This window comes from Terrabacter carboxydivorans, from assembly GCF_039532035.1.
GTDB classification, from domain to species: Bacteria; Actinomycetota; Actinomycetes; order Actinomycetales; family Dermatophilaceae; genus Terrabacter; species Terrabacter carboxydivorans.
On the sequence record NZ_BAAARE010000018.1, the window covers coordinates 15,704 to 34,869 of the forward strand.

Genomic DNA, 19,166 nt, shown 5'->3' on the forward strand with positions numbered 1-19,166 from the left:
GGGGTGGCGGGCTGGTGGTCTTCTCGCCCTTCAGGCTGCCTCATCCGGCCACGGCAGCGTGCGGGTGGGCGCTCTGTGAGACGCCGGTGGCCTCGGAAGCGCCCCCGTGCAGGGTCTGCGCCAGGAGGTGGCCTGTGTGCTCGAGGTGTGCACGCATCGCGCGCTCCGCCTCCTCGCCGCGGCGGGCGAGGACGGCGGCGACGATGGGCTCGTGCTCGTCGCGGATCTCCGGGAGGGTGCGCCCGGCCGTCGTCGTGGGGGGTCCGAGCAGGGCGGTCGTGGCGCGCAGCCGCTCGATGATGGCGGCCGCGCGGTGGTTGCCGCCGGCCCGCACCAGCCGGTCGTGCAGCTGCTGGTCGGCGAGCCAGAAGCGCTCCTCGTCACCGACGGCGGCGCCGAGGTCCGCGAAGGCCGCGCGGATGGCCACGTGCTCGTCGTCTGTGGCGTGCTCGGCGGCGCGACGGGCGGCAGCCGGCTCGAGCGCGAGGCGGATGTCGAAGATCTCCTCGATGTCGCGGGCCTGGGGCAGCACGACCCGGAAGCCGCGGTTGCGGTCGATCTGGACGAGCCCGGCCTCGGCGAGGCGGAGCAGGGCCTCGCGCACCGGGCTGCGCGAGACCGCGAGCAGCTCCGCGAGCTGGTAGACCGAGTAGGTCTCGCCCGGGAGCAGCTCACCGGCGGTGACGCCTGCACGGACCGCGCCCACGACCGCGTCGGCGAGCGAGGGTGCGCCGTGGGGGAGCGACAGCCGGACCATGAGTAACATGTTACCCATGGTCGAGGTCGTCTCCGAGGTGGTGCCCGCGCTCGAGCGCGCCGGGCTCGAGGTCCGTGCCGATGCCGGCACCCGCGCCATGTACTCCTCCGACGCCTCGCTCTACCGCATCCCCCCGCTCGCGGTGGTCCGCCCGCGCGACGCCGACGAGGTCGCCGCGACCCTCGCCGTCGCCCGTGAGGCGGGAGTCCCGGTGACGTCCCGCGGCGCCGGCACCTCCGTGGCCGGCAACGCCGTCGGCCGTGGCGTCGTGCTCGACTTCTCCCGCCACATGGGCCGGGTGCTGTCGGTCGACCCCGAGTCGCGCACGGCCGTCGTCGAGCCCGGCACCGTCCACGCGGTGCTGCAGCGGGCCGCCGCGCCACACGGCATACGGTTCGGTCCCGACCCGTCGACCCACCCGCGCTGCACGATCGGCGGGATGATCGGCAACAACGCGTGCGGCTCGCGGTCGCTCGCCTACGGCCGCACCTCCGACAACGTCGCGGGCCTCGAGCTGCTCACGGCGGCCGGCCAGGTGCTCAGCACCGGCTACGACGAGGGGGGTATGCCGTGTGCCGGGGGCGCCGACGACGTGGTCTCGGGCGTCCGTGCCGTCATGGGCCGCCACCTGTCGACGGCGCGCACCGAGTTCGACCGCTTCGGCCGCCAGGTCTCGGGCTACGCCGCGCACCACCTGCTGCCGGAGCGCTTCGACCTCACCCAGGCGCTCGTGGGGTCGGAGGGCACCCTCGGGGTCATCACCCGCGCCACGGTGAAGCTCGTCGTCGACGCCTCCGTGCGCGTCGTCGTCGTCCTCGGGTTCGAGGACATCGTCGCTGCCGGCCGGGCCGCCCCGGCCGTCGTCGTCCACGGGCCGACCTCGTGCGAGGGTCTGGACTCGCGGCTCATCGACGTGCTGCGCGCACGTCGTGGACCCGACGCTATCCCGTCCCTTCCGCGCGGGCGCGCTTGGCTCTTCGTCGAGTTCGCCGGCGAGGACCTCGGCGAGGTCACGGACCGCGCCGAGCGCCTCGCCGCCGAGGGGCTCGCGGACGACGCCGTCGTCGTCCGGGACCCCGTGGTGCAGGCGCGCCTCTGGCGGATCCGCGAGGACGGCGCCGGGCTCGCGGGACGGGCGCCGTCGGGCAAGCCGGCGTGGCCCGGCTGGGAGGACGCGGCCGTGCCGCCCGACCGCCTGGGGGAGTACCTCGCGGCGTTCGACGAGCTCGTCGGCTCCTACGGGATGACCTCCGCGCCGTTCGGCCACTTCGGCGACGGCTGCATGCACGTCCGCCTCGACCTGCCCCTGGACCGGCCCGACGGCACGAGGGTCATGCGCGACTTCCTCACCGAGTCTGCCCGTCTGGTCGGCGGATTCGGTGGATCCCTCTCCGGTGAGCACGGCGACGGTCGGGCCCGGTCCGAGCTGTTGCCCCACATGTACTCCGCCGACGCGCTCGCCCTCTTCGGCGGGATCAAGCACGCCTTCGACCCCGACAACCTGCTCAACCCCGGGGTGCTCGTCGACCCCGACCCGTTCGACGCGGACGTGCGCCCGGCTGCGCGCTTCCCCGTGCTCGAGCTGGCCATGGCCTATCCCCACGACGACGGCAACCTCGCGCAGGCCGTGCACCGCTGCACCGGTGTCGGGAAGTGCCGGGCCGACAACTCGGCGGCGGGCGGGGTCATGTGCCCCTCCTACCTCGCCACCCGCGAGGAGAAGGACTCGACCCGAGGACGTGCCCGGGTGCTCCAGGACGTCGTACGCGGCGACCTCCCGTGGTCGCACCCGTCGGTCCACGACGCCATGGACCTGTGCCTGTCGTGCAAGGGGTGCGCGTCCGACTGCCCGACCGGCATCGACATGGCGACCTACAAGTCCGAGGTGCTCCACCAGACCTACCGCGGCAGGATCCGGCCCCGCTCGCACTACTCCCTCGGGAAGCTCCCGCTGTGGGCGCGGCTCGGCGGCCGCGTGCCCGGCGTGGCGAACCGGATGCTGACGCTGCCGGTCGTCGGCCCGGCTGCCCTCTGGCTCGCCGGGGTCGACCGGCGCCGCTCGATCCCCGCGTTCGCGCGTCGTCCCTTCCGTCGCACGTTCACGCCGGCCAGCTCTGACCTGAAACCCGTTGTCCTCTTTGCCGACTCGTTCACCGACGCCTTCTCGCCGGAGGTCGCCGAGTCGATGGTGCGCGTCCTGCGCGACGCGGGCTACGAGCCCCGTCTGCCGAGCGGCTCGGTCTGCTGCGGTCTCACCTGGATCACGACGGGACAGCTGGACTCCGCGAGGAGCATCCTGCGGCGCACCGTGGCCGCCCTCGCCACCGACGCCCGCGCAGGTGTGCCCATCGTGGGGATCGAGCCGTCCTGCACGGCGGTGCTGCGCTCGGACGTCCACGAGCTCCTGCCCGGCGACGAGGACGCTGCCCTCGTCGCCTCGCGCGTGCGCACCCTGGCGGAGCTGCTGTCCGAGACCCCCGGCTGGTCCGGCCCCGACCTGACAGGCACCACCGTCATCGCCCAGCCGCACTGCCACCACCACGCCGTGCTCGGCTGGAAGGCCGACGCCGACCTGCTCGCCGCTACGGGCGCGACGGTGCAGACCCTGGCCGGCTGCTGCGGGCTCGCCGGCAACTTCGGCGTCGAGATCGGCCACTACGACGTCTCGCTCGCCGTGGCGGGTCAGAACCTGCTGCCCGCCCTCGACGCCGACACCGAGGCGGTCGTGCTCGCCGACGGCTTCTCCTGTCGCACCCAGGTCGCGGACCTCCGCGACCGGCCGAGCCTGCACCTCGCGCAGCTGCTCGACGGGTCGCGCCGAGGCCGGTGACGGAGGCCGGAACTGTCGCGACTCCGCTGGGGCGGGGATGATGGAGGGGTGGTCCAACCTCTCGTCGGTGCCCTCGTCGTGGTGCTGGGCGTCGTGGCGCTCAGCCTGTGGGTCCTGGACGACGCCCGCACCCGGCTGGCGCAGCGCCGCCCCGTCGTGGTGACCCTGGGCCGCCTGACGGTGGACCGTCCGGAGGTGTGGGCGGCGCTCTGCCTGCTCGTCGTGGTGCTGTTCCTGCCGCTCTACCTCGTGGCGCGAGGGGTCGACCAGGGGTGACGCGCACCTCGCGGGGGCACCTCCGCGGCGCTGGCGGACCGCCGGCCGGCGGCTGGCATCGACGCAGCCTGGAACTGCTCGACCGCGACGAGTTGAGTTGGGGCACAACGACCTTCAGGTCTGGGCCGGACGAGTCGGACCGGCGCGCTTGACCTCTTGCATGATCATGTCGGCGGTGCTACAAAAAATCTGTAGCGCATGCCGTGGGTCGCAGACGGCGACCTACGGCCACCGTGGAGCATCACAGACACGATGGAGGTGAAGACGATGCTGATGCGCACCGACCCCTTCCGTGAGTCCTTCCGAGACCTTGACCGCATGGCCCAGCTGGCCTTCGGATCGGCCGGAACCTTGGCCCGCCCGTCCGTCATGCCGATGGACGCCTGGCGCGACGGGGACACCTTCCACGTCGAGCTGGACCTGCCCGGCGTCGACCCGTCGTCGATCGACCTCGACGTCGAACGCAACATCGTCACCGTCAAGGCAGAGCGGGCACCGCGCGCGAGCGACGCCGACCTCATCGCCGCGGAGCGGCCTCGCGGGGTCTTCAGCCGGCAGCTCGTGCTCGGCGACAGCCTCGACACCGACCGCATCCAGGCAGGCTACGACGCGGGCGTCCTCTCGCTCTCGATCCCCGTGGCGGAGAAGGCGAAGCCGCGCAAGATCGAGATCTCGCACCACGACGAACGACAGGCCATCACGAGCTGAGCGGGAGCGGTCATGGCCACTCCGACCCGTGTCGCCGAGCCCCTGCTGGCCGACGACGTCGACGCCCGTTTCGTCGAGATCGTCTGCGGCGACGACGATCTGCTCGCCGCAGAGTTCGAGGCGATCATCGCCGCCTCCTGGCCGCCGCCGGCGACCCCGCCCCCTGGAGGAGCCGAGGGGGACCCGGCCGACGGACGCCCTGCAGCGCGCGGGCAGCCCGCTCCTCGGGCGAGGTGGGTCCCGTCGAGCTCTCCACGACGGGAGCGCTCACCGCCCGAGCCGACCCGAACGCGACCGTGACGGCCACCAGGGGGTGAGGTCCAGGACAGCACGTATCACGCAACACGCACAGCGGTCCCCGGCTGGCACGAGCCCACCCGGGGACCGCTGGTGTCTGCGCCGGTCGGCGCGACCGGTCAGGAGACCACGGCGTCGATCGCCTTCTTCATCGCGCTCGGCTGCTCGGGACGACGGGGGGCGCGCTTGCGCGCCTCGAGCAGCTCCGCGCCGAGCTCCTGCAGCCGCTTGCGTCCGAGCCCGTCACGGACCTTGGGGAACCAGTCCTGCTCCTCCTCCTCCATGTGGTGCTCGACGTTCTCGATGAGCACCGTCGTCTTGGCGTCGAAACGCTCGTCCGTGGCGTCCATCGCGGCGAGCTCCATGCAGAGGAGGTCGGCGACGTGGTGCTCCTCGTACGACTCGAGCACGTCGTCCTCGAGGTCGGGCAGCAGCTCGCGGACGCGGGGGTACATCACCTCGTTCTCGACGTAGGTGTGCACGGTGAGCAGCTCGAGGATCGTGTCGACGATCGCCTGCTTCTGGACGGGCGTCCGATCCTTCGTGCGGAAGGCCCGGAACTGCTTGCGGACCTCCTGGTGGTCCTCCTTGAGCAGGACGATGGCATCGGTGGACATGGGGCTCCTTCACGAGTGGTGGGTCGGCGCCGGGACGCCACGGTTTCGGGCGTGCGGGCACCTGGTGCTCTCGTCGTACCCACGTCGCGCGAGGTCGAACGGGCGGCCACCCACCGTGTGTCGTATGCCGTGTGCCGAGCTGCGTCCGCGGCGCTTCGAGGGTGGGGGCACCGGATTGACCGAGCTGGACAGCGGGTACGGCGACCTCATCGACGAGAGGACATCGTGACGACGACGGATGCCGTGGTCATCGGCAGCGGGCCCAACGGCCTCGTGGCCGCCAACCTGCTCGTGGACGCCGGCTGGTCGGTCGTCGTGCTCGAGGAGCAGGAGACCCCGGGCGGGGCCGTGCGCAGCGACGACTCGGTGGCGCCGGGCTTCGTCCACGACACCTTCAGCTCCTTCTACCCGCTCGCCGCCGCCTCGGCGACCATCCGGGGCCTCCGGCTCGAGGAGCACGGCCTCGAGTGGGTCCAGGCGCCGTCGGTGCTCGGCCACTCCTTCCCGGACGGCCGGTGGGGTGTGCTCCACCGCGACCGGGCTGCGACGGCCGCGGGCCTCGACGAGCAGGCGCCCGGTGACGGGGACAGCTGGCTCGCCCTCTGCGCGACGTGGGACCGCGTCGGCGAGGACCTCGTGCGCTGCCTGCTGAGCCCCTTCCCCCCGCTCCGCGGCGGAGCCGGGTTCGGGCGGCAGGTGCTGCGACCCGGCGGTCTCGAGCTGGTGCGGGAGCTGCTGATGCCGGCGCGGAGCCTGACCGAGAAGCTGTTCCGCGGCGAGGCGGCCCGGATGCTCGTGGCCGGCAACTCGGCCCACGCCGACATCGGGCTCGAGGCGCCCGGGTCGGCGGCCATGGGTCTGCTGCTCGCTCTCCTCGGCCAGACCGTCGGCTTCCCCGTCCCGCGCGGGGGTGCCGGCGAGCTCACGGCGGCACTGGTCCGCCGCCTCCGCTCCCGAGGGGGCGAGCTGTGCCTGGGGGAGCGCGCCGAGAGCGTACGCGTCCATGACGGTCGCGCGGTCGCGGTGCGCACCGCGTCTCGTGAGCTCTCCGCCTCGCGCGCCGTGCTCGCCGACGTGTCGGCGCCCGCGCTGTACGGCGGCCTCGTGCCGTGGGACGAGCTGCCTGCTCGGCTGCGTCGTCGGATGGGTCGCTTCGAGTGGGACCCCTCGACGGTCAAGGTGGACTGGGCGCTCGACGGCCCGGTCCCGTGGGAGGGGGCCCCGTCGCCGGCGCCCGGCACGGTGCACGTCGCCGACTCGCTCGACGCGCTCAGCCTCTACGGGGGTCAGGTGGCGGCCGGCCTCGTCCCGGAGCAACCCTTCCTGCTCGTCGGCCAGATGGGCGTCTCAGACCCCACCCGCGTGCCCCGCGGCCACGAGGCCCTGTGGGCCTACACCCATGTGCCGCAACGAGTTCGGGGTGACGCCGGCGCGGGTCGACCCGGACTCCCCGAGGTGCGGGGAACATGGGACGCCGCGGACCTCGAGGCGATGGCCGAGCGCATCGAGCAGCGCCTCGAGAGCCGCGCCCCAGGCTTCCGGGACCGCATCACCGCTCGCCGGGTGCTCGGTCCGCGCGAGCTCGAGTCCCGGAACGGCAACCTCGTCGGCGGCGCCATCAACGGCGGCACCGCGGGACTCCACCAGCAGCTCGTGTTCCGCCCCGTCGCAGGGTCGGGACGACCGGAGACCCCGGTCAGAGGGCTCTACCTCGCGTCGGCGTCCGCGCACCCCGGCGGCGGGGTCCACGGCGCCTGCGGCGCCAACGCGGCGCGGGCTGCCCTGTGGCACCACAGGACCCAACTCCCCTGGAGGACTCGATGAGCACCACGACCCGGACGATCCATGCCACGCCCGAAGCCGTCTTCGACGTGCTCGCCGACGGCTGGAGCTACAGCCAGTGGGTGGTCGGCGCCTCGCGCGTCCGCGACGTCACCGAGGGCTGGCCGGCGGAGGGCACCCACATCCACCACTCCGTCGGTGCGTGGCCGCTGCTCATCGACGACGCGACGACCGTGCGGTCCTGCGACCGCCCCCACCAGCTCGAGCTCACGGTGCGCGCCTGGCCCTCGGGAGAGGGCATCGTGCGCCTCACGTGCCGCCCCAACGGGACCGGCACCGACGTCACGATGGAGGAGGACGCCACCAGGGGACCCGCCACGTTGGTCCCCAAGGCGGCCCGCGACGTCGTCCTCGACCGGCGCAACCGCGAGTCGCTGCGGCGGCTCGCGATCCTCGCCGAGCGTCCCTCGACGGGTGCAGAGCCTCTGGTTCCCTGACGCGTCCGGGACCGCGGCAGGATGACGGCCGCTGCGCCGAAGGCCGTCACTCCGGGCGTGCCCGGTGGACCGAGGTGCGCGTGAGGACCTCCAGCCGGAAGTCCGCCTCGACGTGGGTTGCCACGACCGGCAGCCCGGACTCCTCGCGCCAGATCTCGTGCACGCGCGCCCCGTCCAGGGGCCACCCCCGCACCGGGTGGCGCCAGTGGCACAGCACGACCACCCCGTCGTCGGACAGCGACGCCTCGGCCCGGGCGACCAGTCGCCGCAGGCGTTCCGGGCTGAGGAAGTAGCCCACCTCCGAGACGACGACGAGGTCGAAGTCTCCGTCCGGCCACTCCTCGGGGACGCTCGCCCGCAGGACGCACACCCCGTCGAGCGAGGCCCGTGCGGCCGCCGTCGCCGCCGCGCTCTCGTCGACGACCACGAGCTCGTCGCATCGCCCGGCCAGGTCGGCTGCGAGCGCTCCGACGGAGCCGCCGACCTCGAGGCCGCGGCCGTAGCGAGGGTGCGGGAGCGCAGCCAGCGTCACGAGGCGCTTGCGCTGCTCGTACCAGCTCGAACGCACGTGCCACGGGTCGGCGTCGGAGTCGTGCAGGCGTTCGAGGCTGTCGTCGCGGACCGGCTCGAGCCCGAGGAGGAAGGCCTCGTCGAGGGCGTCGACGTGCTCCGGCATCCCGTCGCGCAGCACTGCGGAGCCCCCTGCCTCGTCGGAGAGAGACGCAGGCTGTGTGCGGTTGCCCGGGACGGCCGCCCGCTTTGACTCGCGGACGTCCTCCGGCAGCGGCAGGACGTGCAGATGGGGCCAGGGCGCCGTCTCCGGATCGCAACGGTTCCAGAGCCGGACGGGGTACTCCCACAGCGTCGCGTCCGTGCGCCGAGCGGCCACGGCGGCCGCCCGACCGGCGGCGTCGTGGTCGGCGACACCGTCGTCGCGCCACGGGGCCACGAGCAGGGTGTGTCGTCCTTCCTCGCCCACGAGGTCCACGACGGCGGTCACGACGGCCTCCTCGTGGTCGGCGACGGACCCGTCCGCCAGACCCAGCTGCTGGAGGGTGCCTGCCGCCGCGAGGGCGTGGAGGGCGCGCCCCGACTTCTCGGCGCGTCCCGAGCGCTCCTCCTCCGGGTCGACGGTCGGGGAGCCGGGGCGCGACCCGTCCGTGAGCAGCACGACGACCACCTCGAGGCCCGCCCTCGCCGCCACGGCCATGAGGCCCCCAGCCGCCGGCGTCGCCTCGTCGGGGTGGGCGGCGACGACGACGAGTCTCGTGGCTCCGCCGGGCAGCGCGAGCCGACCGGCGCGCAGCCCCTCGCGCGGGTCGCTCCACCGATCCGCGGGAGCGCCGGAGGCGGAGGGCGTGGAGGCCGCGCCCGGTGTCACCACGGCGCCCCCGACGGATGGCCCTCGAGCAGGTGCCGGCCGAGCGCCGCCTCGTCCCGCTCCGCGTGCTCCTGCCGGAGGTAGAGCTGGAGGTCCGCCACCCGGCCGGCATGGTCGTCCTCGAGCGCGAGCGGCGCCGGACCCGTCGCGTGACCCACGTGCTCGAGCACCGTCTCGGCCGCACGGGCCACGACGTGACGGACGCGAAGGGCCAGAGCGGCGCCGGCGTCGCCGGTCGCGCGTCCCCGGTCGACCTGCGTCGCGGCCTCGGAGAGCGTCGCCCGGGCCGCCCAGAGCGAGGCGTCGACGGCGCCGATGTGCATCTGCGCGAGCTGGTCCGGTGCCCGGCCGGTGCGCAGGAGCCGGCGCGCGACCCCCACCGCCCCGCCGTACCAGACCGCCGCCACCCCCATGCCGCCCCAGGCGAAGCCGGGCCGCTCGAGATACCAGCCGGGAGGCCCGACCGGCACGGCCTCGGAGTGCTCGAAGGCCACCGGCCCGCTGGGCACGTCGGCCAGACCACGGGCGTGCCAGGCCGACGGCTGGACCGTCACGCCGTTCGACGGACCCAGCGGGACGGCATACAAACGTCGCGTCGTCTCGCTGTCCCAGGCGGTGACGAGCGCGTGCGAGAGGCTCCCCGCGAGGGAGCACCAGGGCTTCGTGCCGGAAAGCCGGACACCGCCGTGCTCGCCAGCACCGGTGGCGACGAGCCGTACGCCCGGTCCCTCCGCGGCGAACACGCCCCAGGTCGCGTCGTCGCCCGTCACGGGCACCGGGTGCCCCGCCGAACGCGCCTCGGAGAGGATCGCGAGGGCGTCCAGGTGCGGCTCCACGGTGCGGGCCGCGGTGAGGCTGACGGCGGCGACGGACGCCAGCGTCTGCCAGAGCGAGCGGGTTGCGCCGCCACCGGGTAGGGGGAAGGCGTCGGGGTGCCGGCGCACGAGGGCGAGCGCCGCGGTCGGTTCCGCGCCGTCGGTGAGACCGGTCAGGGTCTCGAGGACGGACTCGACCGGGCTGGTCCCGATGGGGTCGTGGGCGAGGAGCACGGCACCCGTCACGGGATCGGCTCCCCAGCCGCAGGGGCGGATCCGGCGACGGGCAAGATCATGCGCGACACATACCCAGGACCGAGCACGACCCCGCCCGGTCTGGGAAACTGGTCTGCAACGGCGCTCCCAGCACAGTTTCAGCGTCCTTTCAGACGCGTCTGTCAGACATGGGGGTCAGACGATCGTTGCTGGAGGGACTGGACGTGTGTGGAATTGCCGGATACTTCGGGCTCGAGTCGGACCACGGTCTGCTCGAGCGGATGGGCACCGCCCAGAGACACCGAGGTCCCGATGACCAGGGGACGTTCGTCGACGGTCCTGTCGGCCTCGCCCACCAGCGCCTGTCCATCATCGACCGCGAGGGCGGGCACCAGCCCATGGCCACCGCGGACGGTCGCTACGTCCTCGCCTACAACGGTGAGGTCTACAACTATCGTGCGCTGCGCACCGAGCTCGAGGCGCTGTCGCACACCTTCATGACGCACAGCGACACCGAGGTCGTCCTGCACGCGTTCGCCGAGTGGGGCGCCGATTCCTTCGACCGCCTCAACGGGATGTTCGCGATCGCCGTCTGGGACCGCGACGAGCAGACGCTGACGCTCGCCCGCGACCAGTTCGGGATCAAGCCGGTCCACCTGGCCCGCGTGTCGGACACCGACGGCGGGGGCGAGGCGTGGCTGTTCTCGAGCGAGATCAAGGCCATCCTCGCGACCGGTCGGCACCAGGCCGCCCCCAACGACCGCGTCATCTACCGCTACCTGCGCCACCGCGTGCACGACGACGGCGTCGAGACCTTCTTCGACGGCATCGAGCGCCTGCTCCCGGGCGAGATGGCCACCATCAGCTCGCGGGGCCTCGAGCGCCGCCAGTACAGCACGCTCCAGCAGGACCTCGCGGCCGCCACCCCGCCGCCGACCGGCGCGGGGCCCGAGACCGTGGCCGCCTTCCGTGAGGGCCTGGCCGAGTCGATCGCGCTGCGACTGCGCTCTGACGTGCCCGTCGGCACCTCGCTGTCGGGTGGCCTCGACAGCTCGGCGATCGCCGTGGGCATCGACCGCATGCTCACCGCGCACGACGCGTCGGCCGAGGCCGTCGGGCACCAGCAGCAGACGTTCTCGGCGGTCTTCACGGGCTACCGCAACGACGAGGAGCGCTGGGTCGACGACGCCGTCGCCGCCTGCCACGGCGCCGTCGAGTCGCACCGGATCCGGCCGACGTCCGCGGAAATGCTCGACGACCTCGCCGACTTCGTGCGCACGCAGGAGGAGCCGACCGTCTCGACCGGCCCCTACGCCCAGTACCGCGTCATGCAGGAGGCCAGCAAGCACGTCACGGTCATGCTCGACGGCCAGGGCGCCGACGAGATGCTCGCCGGCTACGTGCCCCAGACCGTCTCGCACCTGCGCAGCCTCATGGCCCGCGACCGCAAGGCCGGCATCAAGGAGGTCCTGGCCTCCCGTGACGTCCTCAGCACCGTGGTGCGGGCGCGACTGCGCACCCGCCTGCAGGGCGGCGGCTCCTTCGGGGAGCTGCTGAGCCGCGACTTCAAGGCGGCCCACGCCGACGACTCCTACGTCGTGGCAGGCGGCGCCAACCTGCGCCAGCGCCTCGTGCACGACCTCTTCGTGGCGTCCCTGCCCTCGTTGCTGCGCTACGAGGACCGCAACTCGATGCGGTTCTCCGTCGAGGGGCGCGTGCCGTTCCTCGACCCGAACCTCGTGCGTGCCGTCTTCGCCATGCCCGACGACGCGGTCATCAAGGACGGCTGGAACAAGGCCGTGCTGCGCGACGCGGAGGAGGGCATCCTGCCCGCCTCGATCGTGCGTCGCCGCAACAAGATCGGCTTCACGAGCCCGCAGAACGACTGGTTCCGCGAGCAGCGCGAGTACTTCTACCAGGTGTTCCTGTCGGAGTCGTTCGCGAGCCGTCCGTACTTCAACCGGACCGAGGTGCTCAACGCCTTCGAGCTGTGGCTGAGCAACGGGGGGTCGCTGGACTCGATGGCCTTCTGGCGCATCCTCAACGTCGAGCTCTGGATGCGCGAGTTCATCGACCCGAAGCCGGCCGCTGAGTCCGCCGAGTCCGCCGAGTCCGTCACGTCGATCGAGGAGCCGGCGTCCGTCGAGTCCGAGGAGTCGGCCGAGCCGCTCGTCGGGTCGATGACCAACGCCGGCAAGTCGCTCGACCTCGTGCTGCCCGACGGCTCGACAGTCCGACGCCACCCCGTGCGCACGCCGCTCGTCACCACCTCGGACGACCTGACGAAGCTCGTGGTCGACCACGTGGGCCCCCGGCTCGACGTGCTAGGTGACGGACGCGCCGTCTCGGGCTCCTCCTTCGACCGCTGGTACGTCTTCATCTCCGAGAAGGTCGTCGCGACCACGCAACGCCGCTCGTTCTACGTGTGGGACATCCCGGTGAGCCGGTCGGCCCGTCTGCTGAGCCGTCACGTCACGCGCACTCCCGCCGGCATCGGGCTGGGCTCGCCCTTCACGATGCAGCTCGCCATCGACGAGGTCGGCCTGCCGCGGGTGCTCGTCGCTGCGGCGGCAGGCGGCGTCGGTCGCCTCGTCGGCCGGCGTGGCGTCTTCTACACCGTCGCCGGCAGCGACGTCCGAGCCATCGACGGGCCCACCGAGTACTCCGTGGCCCCGGCGAACATGTCGGCCAAGCTCGGGCCGAAGGACCCCTCCACCGTGGCGGCGACGCTCTCGACGGCGATCCGTGCGGCCGTGCCGCCCGCCCTGGCCGCGACGTTCGCCGGCACCGTCGTCGTCGACGCCAACGACCTCGGCTGCAACGTCCTCGGCACCGACGCCACGACCCCGGTCGGGCGCCTCGAGCAGATGTTCGGCGACAACCCGCTCGGCCAGGGATCGCAGCAGACGCCCCTCGCCGTGGTCCTCGACAGCGTCCGGCCACAGCCGGACCCGCAGGACGCCGCCGGCTCCCACGCACGACCCACGACAGGACTGTCCGCATGACCCCATCCCGTCCGGAGGGCCACGTGCCCGACGGTGGCGACGTCGACCCGTCCGGGTCGACCGCCGGCCCCGACCGGGTCCCGTCGGGCACGACCCGTCGCGCCGTCCTCGCTGCGGCCGCCGGTGCCATCGGCTCGATCGGTGTCGCCGCGTGCTCCGCGGCAGGTGACGGGGGCGCCGGAGAGGCGTCCGCGGCACGAAGCTCCGCCGGCGCCACCTCGGCAGCAGGGACCGGCCCGACCGGCTCAGCCACGGCGACCGCCGGAGGCACCAGCAGCACCAGCGCTGCTCCGGCCAAGGGACGTGACGCCGTCCTCGCCGCCGCCGGACCCGACATCAGCTCGGGGCCGCGCGACGTCCCGGCCGTCGCCCTGACCTTCCACGGGGCCGGGGTGCCCGCGCGCACCACCGCCGTCCTCGAGATCGCGCGGGCCCACGACGCGCACCTCACCGTCTTCGCCGTCGGCCAGTGGCTGCAGGCGAACCCGGGTCTGGGCAAGGCGATCCTCGCCGCCGGTCACGACCTGGGCAACCACACCTGGAGCCACCAGCCCATGCGCCACCTCTCCGCATCCGAGGCCGACGCCGAGGTGGGCAAGGGAGCAGCCCAGGTCGCCGCCGTGCGCGGGACCGCCGGGCTCCTCTTCCGCCCCTCCGGCACGCCGACGAGCACGCCGGTCATCCGCGCCGCCGCCCGCACCGCCGGATACCTGCGGTGCATCTCCTACGACGTCGACCCGCAGGACTACCTCGACCCCGGCGCTGCGGCCGTGGAGTCGCGCACGCTCGCCGCGGTCCGCGCCGGCAGCATCGTCAGCCTCCACCTCGGTCACGAGGGCACGGTGGCCGCGCTGCCCGGCATACTCGCCGGCCTGCGGTCCCGCGGGCTGCGCGCGGTCACGGTGACGGAGCTGCTCGCATGATCGGCTCGACCCGGACACCGTCGCGCCCGCGTGCCGCCGCGGCGCTGACGGCCCTCGTCGTCCTCGGGGTGACCTCGGTCGTCTCGGGCTGCTCGGTGGCACAGACGTCCGCGACCGACACCCCTGCCGCCACCGCCGCCGCGACGGCCCGCTCCGGCGTCGCCGCCGGGTCCAGCCCGAGCACCACCGCCGGCGCGACGCCCTCCGCGTCGCCCACGCCGCCGGGGCCCTACGCCCTCACCGGCGCAGGTGACCTGTCGGCCGAGGCGCGCCAGGCGCGACCCCTCGTCTACGTGCCGAACCAGCAGTCAGGCACCGTCCAGATCATCGACCCGAGGACGTATGCCGTCATCTCCACGCGAGCCGTTCCGCGCTCGCCCGAGCACGTGGTCCCGTCGCCCGACCTACGCCGCCTGTGGGTCAACAGCGACGCGGGCAACGCCCTGACGCCGATCGACCCGAGGACCGGCAAGGTCGGCAAGCCCGTCCCGGTGCTCGACCCCTACAACCTCTACTTCACGCCCGACGGCAAGAACGCGCTCGTCATGGCGGAGAGGTTGCGCCGGATCGACGTGCGCGACGCCCACACGATGGCCCTGAAGCGGTCGTTGCCCGTGCCCTGCAAGGGGATCAACCACGCCGACTTCACCGCTGACCTCACCAAGCTGCTCGTCAGCTGCGAGTTCAGCGGCCAGCTCGCCGAGATCGACGCCTCGGCGACCAAGGTCATCCGCATGATCGACCTCAACAAGGTCAAGACCCCGGGCGCCACCGACCCGGCGATGGCGCGCTCGATGGGGGGCCCGGCAGCGACGCTGGCTGCGGGTGCGAGCTCGATGCCGCAGGACGTCCGGCTCTCGCCCGACGGCCGGTCCTTCCTCGCGGCCGACATGCTGCGCAACGGCGTGTGGGTCATCGACGCCACGACCTTCACGATCACCCGCTTCGTGCCCACCGGGCGTGGCGCCCACGGGATCTACCCCTCCCGCGACGCCCGCCGCATCTTCGTCAGCAACCGGGACGAGGGCAGCGTCAGCGTGCTCGACGCCGACACCCTGCGCCGACTGGCCAAGTGGGCGATCCCCGGCGGCTCACCGGACATGGGTGGTGTGACCGCCAATGGTCGCGAGCTGTGGTTCTCCGGACGCTACGACTCCGTTGTCTACGTCATCGACACCGTCACCGGCCGGGTGACCCACACGATCCCGGTACGACCGGGACCGCACGGGCTGCTCGTCTGGCCCCAGCCCGGCCGCTTCTCGCTGGGCCACACGGGCAACATGCGCTGACCGACCCCGCAGCACACGTCGGCGACGGAGGGACCGGGACGTCGTCCCGGTCCCTCCGTCGTCCCGGTCCCTCCGTCGTCCCGGTCCCTCCGTCGTGCCTGGGGTGTCGCCGTCGACCCCTCGACCGGGCGTCAGCCCCCGCCGATGCGGCCGGCGATGATGCTCGTGATGACGACGGACGTGATGGTCACCGTGGAGAAGCCGGCGACGATCATCTTCGGCAGGATCTCGTGCTCGATGGTGGCGACCTCCTCAGGGGTCTCCCCGGCGCCCTTGGCGGCCTCCTGCGACAGGATCATCGTGCCGGGGAAGCCGTAGAGCGAGGTGAGCCCGATGGCCACCGACATGGGGACGCTGTAGCCGAGCAGCTTGCCGACGAGGGCGGAGAAGCCGGCGATCCCGACCACGCCGAAGACGAACGCGATGAGCAGGGGGCCGGCGAGGGCACCCACGTCCGAGGGCTTGACGGTGGCGAGCGGTCCGAAGACGAGGATCATGATGGCGATCATCATGAGGCCGAAGGCATCGATGCCCGAGAGGACCGACGGCTTGAGGATTCGCGTCGTTCGCAGGGTGATGCCCAGGATGAGGGCGACGACGAAGGTGTTGAGGATCCCGTCGGTCAGGTTGTTGACGCCGAGGCTGACGAGGACGACGACGCCGACGACGAAGAGCGTCCCGGCCGTCGTGCGCAGGGGAGCGGGCAGCCGTGACTGCTGCGCCTCGTTCTGGCCCGTCTCGTCGCCGCTGACCTCCACGGGTGTCAGCGTCCCGGCCCGGTACTCCGCCTTGAGCCGAGCGGCCTCCTTGCGCAGGATCACCGAGGTGAGCGGGAAGCCGATGAGGCCCTGGAGCGCGGCGATGAGCACCGGGAAGACGGCGATGCTCGTCAGGCCGACGCCGAGGGCGGCCTCCTGGACGATGAGCACCGAGATCGTGCCCCCGCTCAGGGCGCCGGTGCCGGCGATGACGAAGTCGAGGGCCTGCGCGTAGCCGTCGGCCGCCGAGCCGGAGATGCGCGGTCCGAAGATGAATCCCGCAAGCAGCAGGGCCAGCCCGATGCCGATCACCGTGACGATGCCGACGAGCAGCGTCTTCCACTGCTTCTTGAAGTCGTCGAGGCTGATCATCGTGCCGAGGTGCACGATGACGAAGCCGACGACCACCCCGGCGAGGGCGAGCAGGCTCGAGCTGGCGAGCAGGTCCTCGGGGAAGATCCCGGTGAGGAAGCCGACGAGGAAGATGATCGAGGCGACGAATAGCGACGACAGCAGCGACTGGGTCCTCTTGGCGACGAGGTCGCTGACGGTCCAGACGAGCATGACGATGACGAACGCGTGCACCGGGTTCACGGCGGCCTCAGCTTCCTCGTGGTGTCGGTGGGTCGTGGGGTGGGGGAGTGGGTCGGGTGGGTCGTGGGTGGTGCTCCGAGCGTGCCGGAGCCGGCGGCGCGCGGATTCCCCCTCGGTGGGTGATCCGCACCGTTTCCGGCGCTCAGCCCTGCTGCCAGGCGGGGTCGCAGGACAGCTCGACGTTGATCCACGCGGTGACGGCGGTGCTGCGCAGCCGTTCGGCGAGGGCTTGCCGCAGCCGGTCGATGTCGGCGACGTCCCACTGGCCGGGTGACACGACGTGGTCGACCTCGACGTAGAGGCGTCCGCCGGTCTTCAACATCCGGATCACCGGGTCGGGCAGGTCCATGGCCGCGCACACCTCGGTGACCGCCTTTCTCGCCGGCTCCTCGATGTGTGGGGGAGGCGTCATCTCGAGCAGCTCGCGCAGCATCGTCCGGACGAACCCGACGGGCGCCGGGAGCACCAGGAGCGACACGACGATGACGAGGACGGGGTCCACGAGGGCCGATGCCGTGTCCTTGACGTCTCCGGCGGGCAGCGCTGTCACGAGGAGGAACCCGCACAGGATCGCGGCCGACAGGAGGCTTGCGATCCGCCAGCCGACGACCTCGGCGGCGACGAGCTCGCTCGCTCCGGCCCGCCGCCGGAGCCAGAGCCAGGTCAGCAGGCACAGGGCCGTCGCCACGACCGCGTAGAGCGTCGCCGAGCCCGTCGAGACGTCGTCCCCTCCGACCGCGATGACAAGCACCGCGTCCGTGACGGCGTATGCCGTGAAGCCGAGCCTCGCGACGCCCTGCAGCCCGATCGTGAGGGGGAGCACCGACTGCCGACCGTAGGGGAAGCGGTCGCTCTCACCGCGCTCTGCGGCCTGCGCGGCGCGCAGGGCGAACACGCTCATGACGAGGCCGATCCCCGCAGAGACGCCGTCGAAGAGGATGACGCGCGTGCCCGAGAGCAGGCCCCACACGATGGCGAGGACCCCCGAGACGGCTCCGGCCGCGATCGAGACGCGCAGCGCCCGGTCGGGGTCGGTACCGCCTGCCCGGTCCGATCGGGTCCCGCGCGTCGAGCGCGTTCACCGTGGCGGCCCTCGCGTGCCTGGCGACTCTCGCACGTCCGCTCACCGGGCCATCGGCCCGGCGCACGGACGTGGCTCACGCCCGACGGGAACGGCGCTCCGGTGAGCTCGTGGCGGCCGAACGGATCCCCATCTGCGAGAAGAGGAGTGCCGACGCGGCGACGACCGCGAGGAGCACGAGCCCGACGCCGTACTGGGGGAGCAGCTTCTCGTAGGTGGCGCCGAGCACGAGGGGCGGGAAGTAGCCACCGAGGCCGCCCGCGGCGCCGACGAGTCCGGTGACGCTGCCCACCCGCTCCGCCGGCGCCGCCTTGGCCACCCAGGCGAAGACGCCGCCGGTGCCGAGGCCGAGGAAGAAGGCGATCGCCACGAACGACAGGCCTGCCGGCAGCTCGAGCGGGGGTCGCAGCGCGAGGACGACGGCCATGACGGTGGTGCCGGCCAACGAGATGCCGAGCACGGTGCGTGGGCCGATGCGGTCGCTGAGGATGCCGCCGATCGGACGGGCCAGCACGGCGGCGATGGCGAAGCCGGCCGTGCGGGTGCCGGCCGCCGTGAGGTCGAAGGAGTAGACGTCCTTGAGGTAGGTCGGCAGGTAGGTGGAGAAGGCGACGAAGCCCCCGAAGGCCACGGCATACAGGAACGACATCTGCCAGGTGATCGGCAGCTTCAGGGCGGCGGCCAGCTTGGGCATGACCGGGTCGGTGTTGGGCCGCCATACCGGCGAGTTGCGCATCCACGTCCAGCAGATCGCCGCGGTCGCGGCGAGAGCGACTGCGAGGATGACGTGCGTCGTCGTGTAGCCGAACCACGTGACGAAGCGCGGCGTGAAGAAGGCCGACAGCGCGGTCCCGCCCATGCCGGCACCGAAGACGCCGGTGGCGAACCCGCGCCGGTCGGCGCGGAACCACGCGTTGACGAAGGGGATCCCGATGGCGAAGGTCGTGCCGGCGATCCCGAGGAAGAAGCCGAAGAGGAGCATGAGCGGGAACGAGTGGGCGTTGCCGGCCACGGCGACGAGCAGCACGAACGGGATGCTGGCGACGGTGAGGACGGGGAACATGACGCGCCCGCCGAACCGGTCGGTCAGAGCCCCGACGGGGATGCGGCCAACGGAGCCGACGAGCACCGGGGTGGCGACGAGCAGGGCCTTCTGGCTGCTGCTGAGGCCCATCTGGCCCGTGTAGCGCACGCCGAGCGGTCCGATGATGTTCCAGGCCCAGAACGTGATGGTGAAGGCGAACAGTGCGAGGGCGAGGTTGCGGTTCTGACCGGACAGGTCCGGTGCGGCGTCCGCGGGAGGTGTCGACGGCGTGGCCGCGGTCTGGCTCATGGTGGCT

16 protein-coding genes are annotated in these 19,166 nt (G+C 72.8%); 9 read left to right on the plus strand and 7 right to left on the minus strand.

Translation table 11 applies throughout. The annotated features are described in order from the left end of the window. Window positions 1-40: 40 nt before the first annotated feature. Window positions 41-766 carry a GntR family transcriptional regulator gene (locus tag ABD297_RS18020; protein WP_344256450.1) on the minus strand — a complete coding sequence of 242 codons (726 nt, stop codon included), beginning with the start codon at window positions 764-766 and terminating at the stop codon, window positions 41-43. Window positions 767-773: 7 nt separating this feature from the next. Here ABD297_RS18020 and ABD297_RS18025 point away from each other — a divergent pair, with 7 nt between their 5' ends. The 4 genes from ABD297_RS18025 (at window position 774) to ABD297_RS18040 (ending at window position 4,871) form a co-directional block, all read left to right on the plus strand. Continuing rightward, entirely contained in the window at window positions 774-3,587 is a 2,814-nt protein-coding gene (locus ABD297_RS18025) for an FAD-binding and (Fe-S)-binding domain-containing protein (protein WP_344256451.1), read from the plus strand. Window positions 3,588-3,635: 48 nt separating this feature from the next. Then, window positions 3,636-3,863 carry a hypothetical protein gene (locus tag ABD297_RS18030; RefSeq protein WP_344256452.1) on the plus strand — a complete coding sequence of 76 codons (228 nt, stop codon included), beginning with the start codon at window positions 3,636-3,638 and terminating at the stop codon, window positions 3,861-3,863. Window positions 3,864-4,130: 267 nt separating this feature from the next. Continuing rightward, entirely contained in the window at window positions 4,131-4,571 is a 441-nt protein-coding gene (locus tag ABD297_RS18035; protein WP_344256525.1) for an Hsp20/alpha crystallin family protein, read from the plus strand. 12 nt (window positions 4,572-4,583) lie between these two features. After that, complete coding sequence (locus tag ABD297_RS18040) at window positions 4,584-4,871, plus strand: hypothetical protein (RefSeq protein WP_344256453.1); 288 nt, start codon at window positions 4,584-4,586, stop codon at window positions 4,869-4,871. Between the two features lie 116 nt (window positions 4,872-4,987). Here the strand turns inward: ABD297_RS18040 and ABD297_RS18045 are convergent, their stop codons facing one another. Then, on the minus strand, window positions 4,988-5,485 hold the full coding sequence (locus tag ABD297_RS18045; RefSeq protein ID WP_344256454.1) for a hemerythrin domain-containing protein: 498 nt from the start codon (window positions 5,483-5,485) through the stop codon (window positions 4,988-4,990). A 225-nt stretch (window positions 5,486-5,710) separates the two neighbouring features. On the opposite strand from ABD297_RS18045, the gene ABD297_RS18050 reads away from it, so the two are divergent. Both ABD297_RS18050 and ABD297_RS18055 read left to right on the plus strand, forming a co-directional pair. Then, on the plus strand, window positions 5,711-7,309 hold the full coding sequence (locus tag ABD297_RS18050; protein WP_344256455.1) for a phytoene desaturase family protein: 1,599 nt from the start codon (window positions 5,711-5,713) through the stop codon (window positions 7,307-7,309). Beyond that, complete coding sequence (locus tag ABD297_RS18055; RefSeq protein ID WP_344256456.1) at window positions 7,306-7,764, plus strand: SRPBCC family protein; 459 nt, start codon at window positions 7,306-7,308, stop codon at window positions 7,762-7,764. Before ABD297_RS18050 ends, ABD297_RS18055 begins: the two co-directional genes overlap by 4 nt. Before the next feature lie 46 nt (window positions 7,765-7,810). On the opposite strand, the gene ABD297_RS18060 is transcribed toward ABD297_RS18055, so the two are convergent. Both ABD297_RS18060 and ABD297_RS18065 read right to left on the minus strand, forming a co-directional pair. Continuing rightward, window positions 7,811-9,148 (minus strand): PIG-L family deacetylase, encoded by a 1,338-nt coding sequence (locus ABD297_RS18060; RefSeq protein ID WP_344256457.1) that lies wholly within the window; start codon window positions 9,146-9,148, stop codon window positions 7,811-7,813. Then, on the minus strand, window positions 9,142-10,206 hold the full coding sequence (locus ABD297_RS18065; RefSeq protein WP_344256458.1) for an acyl-CoA dehydrogenase family protein: 1,065 nt from the start codon (window positions 10,204-10,206) through the stop codon (window positions 9,142-9,144). Before ABD297_RS18065 ends, ABD297_RS18060 begins: the two co-directional genes overlap by 7 nt. A 194-nt stretch (window positions 10,207-10,400) precedes the next feature. Here ABD297_RS18065 and asnB point away from each other — a divergent pair, with 194 nt between their 5' ends. From asnB to ABD297_RS18080, 3 genes are read left to right on the plus strand one after another with little or no spacing between them, the layout of a single operon-like run. After that, the gene (gene asnB / locus ABD297_RS18070) at window positions 10,401-13,181 is read left to right on the plus strand and encodes an asparagine synthase (glutamine-hydrolyzing) (RefSeq protein ID WP_344256459.1); all 2,781 of its coding nucleotides are present in this window, start codon (window positions 10,401-10,403) and stop codon (window positions 13,179-13,181) included. Continuing rightward, complete coding sequence (locus ABD297_RS18075; RefSeq protein ID WP_344256460.1) at window positions 13,178-14,104, plus strand: polysaccharide deacetylase family protein; 927 nt, start codon at window positions 13,178-13,180, stop codon at window positions 14,102-14,104. Before asnB ends, ABD297_RS18075 begins: the two co-directional genes overlap by 4 nt. Beyond that, entirely contained in the window at window positions 14,101-15,393 is a 1,293-nt protein-coding gene (locus ABD297_RS18080; RefSeq protein ID WP_344256461.1) for a YncE family protein, read from the plus strand. Before ABD297_RS18075 ends, ABD297_RS18080 begins: the two co-directional genes overlap by 4 nt. A 131-nt stretch (window positions 15,394-15,524) precedes the next feature. On the opposite strand, the gene ABD297_RS18085 is transcribed toward ABD297_RS18080, so the two are convergent. The 3 genes from ABD297_RS18085 to ABD297_RS18095 form a co-directional block, all read right to left on the minus strand. Further along, a complete protein-coding gene (locus ABD297_RS18085) occupies window positions 15,525-16,745 on the minus strand; it encodes a hypothetical protein (protein WP_344256462.1) in 1,221 nt (406 codons plus the stop codon). Window positions 16,746-16,887: 142 nt separating this feature from the next. Beyond that, window positions 16,888-17,763, minus strand: a complete 876-nt coding sequence (locus tag ABD297_RS18090; RefSeq protein WP_344256526.1) for a cation efflux transmembrane domain-containing protein — start codon at window positions 17,761-17,763, stop codon at window positions 16,888-16,890. Between the two features lie 139 nt (window positions 17,764-17,902). Further along, window positions 17,903-19,159, minus strand: a complete 1,257-nt coding sequence (locus tag ABD297_RS18095; RefSeq protein WP_344256463.1) for an MFS transporter — start codon at window positions 19,157-19,159, stop codon at window positions 17,903-17,905. Between the last annotated feature and the right edge of the window lie 7 nt (window positions 19,160-19,166).

What these genes read in the sequence shown, in the direction of transcription:
- ABD297_RS18020 (WP_344256450.1), bottom strand. Translation starts at nt 766, where the DNA reads ATGTTACTCATGGTCCGGCTGTCGCTCCCCCACGGCGCACCCTCGCTC.
- ABD297_RS18025 (WP_344256451.1), top strand. Translation starts at nt 774, where the DNA reads ATGGTCGAGGTCGTCTCCGAGGTGGTGCCCGCGCTCGAGCGCGCCGGG.
- ABD297_RS18035 (WP_344256525.1), top strand. Translation starts at nt 4,131, where the DNA reads ATGCTGATGCGCACCGACCCCTTCCGTGAGTCCTTCCGAGACCTTGAC.
- ABD297_RS18040 (WP_344256453.1), top strand. Translation starts at nt 4,584, where the DNA reads ATGGCCACTCCGACCCGTGTCGCCGAGCCCCTGCTGGCCGACGACGTC.
- ABD297_RS18045 (WP_344256454.1), bottom strand. Translation starts at nt 5,485, where the DNA reads ATGTCCACCGATGCCATCGTCCTGCTCAAGGAGGACCACCAGGAGGTC.
- ABD297_RS18055 (WP_344256456.1), top strand. Translation starts at nt 7,306, where the DNA reads ATGAGCACCACGACCCGGACGATCCATGCCACGCCCGAAGCCGTCTTC.
- ABD297_RS18075 (WP_344256460.1), top strand. Translation starts at nt 13,178, where the DNA reads ATGACCCCATCCCGTCCGGAGGGCCACGTGCCCGACGGTGGCGACGTC.
- ABD297_RS18080 (WP_344256461.1), top strand. Translation starts at nt 14,101, where the DNA reads ATGATCGGCTCGACCCGGACACCGTCGCGCCCGCGTGCCGCCGCGGCG.
- ABD297_RS18095 (WP_344256463.1), bottom strand. Translation starts at nt 19,159, where the DNA reads ATGAGCCAGACCGCGGCCACGCCGTCGACACCTCCCGCGGACGCCGCA.